Raw genomic sequence first — 1,406 nt, forward strand, 5'->3', positions numbered from 1 at the left:
ATCATGGCGAAAGCAAAACGAGCGTATGTTTGTAATGATTGTGGCGCGGATTTTCCACGTTGGCAGGGACAATGTAATGCGTGTGGTGCATGGAATACGATCACAGAGGTGCGCATTGCTGCTTCGCCAACCGTTGCTCGCAATGAACGCTTAAGCGGTTATGCTGGTTCGGCGACAGAATCGAAAGTCCAAACCTTATCTGAAATCGATCTGCAAGAAGTGCCGCGATTCACTAGTGGTTTTAAAGAGCTCGATCGTGTGCTTGGTGGTGGTGTCGTACCTGGTGCGGCGATTCTGATAGGTGGTAACCCTGGCGCGGGTAAGTCGACGTTGCTTCTTCAAACTATGTGTACGTTATCAGGGCTGATGCCGACACTTTACGTTACGGGTGAGGAATCGCTTCAACAGGTTGCGATGCGCGCGTCTCGTCTTGGTCTGCCAAAAGAGCACCTGAAGATGCTATCAGAAACCAACGTCGATAAAATTTGCCAAATTGCAGAGAAAGAGCAGCCCAGAATTATGGTGATTGACTCGATTCAGGTTATGCACGTTTCTGATGTTCAATCGTCACCGGGCAGTGTTGCTCAGGTGCGAGAATCTGCGACGGCACTGACGCGATACGCAAAACAGAACAATGTTGCGGTATTTATTGTTGGTCACGTAACGAAAGATGGTACTCTTGCCGGCCCTAAAGTCCTTGAGCACATTATTGACTGTTCTGTCTTGCTTGATGGCGGAACAGATAGTCGTTTCCGTACACTGCGCAGCCACAAAAACCGTTTTGGTGCGGTAAATGAATTAGGTGTGTTTGCGATGACGGGGCAGGGACTGAAAGAAGTAAGTAACCCATCGGCGATTTTCCTTTCTCGTGGCGAAGAAGAGACGTCAGGATCTTCGGTCATGGTTGTGTGGGAAGGTACACGTCCTCTATTAGTAGAGATTCAAGCGCTGGTGGACTACTCGCAATTGGCAAACCCTCGTCGCGTAGCGGTTGGTTTGGAGCAGAATCGTCTCTCCTTATTATTAGCCGTACTGCATAAGCACGGTGGTCTGCAAATGGCCGATCAAGACGTGTTTGTGAATGTAGTCGGCGGCGTTAAGGTAACAGAAACCAGTGCGGATCTTGCTTTAGTGATGGCGTTACTATCAAGCTTTCGCGATCGTCCGTTGCCAAAAGATGTGGTGGTATTTGGCGAAGTTGGTTTGGCTGGCGAGATTCGTCCGGTACCTAGTGGCCAAGAGCGTTTGAACGAGGCATTTAAGCACGGCTTCAAAAAGGCAATTGTCCCGGCTGCTAATATGCCAAAAGGTGGCATTCCGGGGATGCAAATCCACGGCGTTAAGAAGTTGTCAGAGGCTATTGAGGCTTTTGACGAGCTGTAATGCTGAAAAAGAATGGTATTTGT

The 1,406-nt window shown here is 49.1% G+C and carries 1 protein-coding gene; it reads left to right on the plus strand.

Annotated features, from left to right (window positions below):
* The first annotated feature begins 3 nt into the window (after nt 1-3).
* Nucleotides 4-1,383, plus strand: coding sequence for a DNA repair protein RadA (gene radA / locus R7P67_RS24350; RefSeq protein WP_005456064.1), 1,380 nt, complete (start codon nt 4-6; stop codon nt 1,381-1,383).
* Nucleotides 1,384-1,406 lie beyond the last annotated feature (23 nt).

It is taken from the genome of Vibrio sp. Vb0937, assembly GCF_033338855.1.

Coding starts and splice junctions, on each gene's coding strand:
- radA (WP_005456064.1), top strand. CDS start 4: ATGGCGAAAGCAAAACGAGCGTATGTTTGTAATGATTGTGGCGCGGAT.